The following is a 317-nucleotide window of genomic DNA, read 5'->3' on the forward strand; positions in this document are numbered from 1 at the left end:
ATCGGCGCTACGGCGTTTCACTTCTGAGTTCGGCATGGGGTCAGGTGGGACCACCGCGCTACAGCCGCCAGGCAAATTCTTTGTGCTCTGTACGCAATTCTTTATCGCATCCGCCGCGTTGGCTGCTCTCGCGAACCTCAGTCACATACTTCAGTATGCTCCTTCCGTCGCTTCACTTGCCGCCTTGCTGCTGCGCAAACTATTGCGTACTACAATCTGTAATCTAAGCTGAAAATCTGTCTCTTCGCCAAAACATCTTCGGCGTTGTAAGGTTAAGCCTCACGGTTCATTAGTATCGGTTAGCTCAATGTATCGCT

Annotated in this window: 1 rRNA gene; it reads right to left on the bottom strand. The window is 51.4% G+C overall.

Annotated features, from left to right (window positions below):
* A 5S ribosomal RNA gene (rrf, locus tag OGX95_RS00020) occupies window positions 1-72 on the bottom strand; the annotation flags it as partial.
* Window positions 73-317 lie beyond the last annotated feature (245 nt).

It is taken from the genome of Citrobacter sp. Cu233, assembly GCF_030332225.1.
In the GTDB taxonomy this organism is placed as follows: domain Bacteria; phylum Pseudomonadota; class Gammaproteobacteria; order Enterobacterales; family Enterobacteriaceae; genus Citrobacter.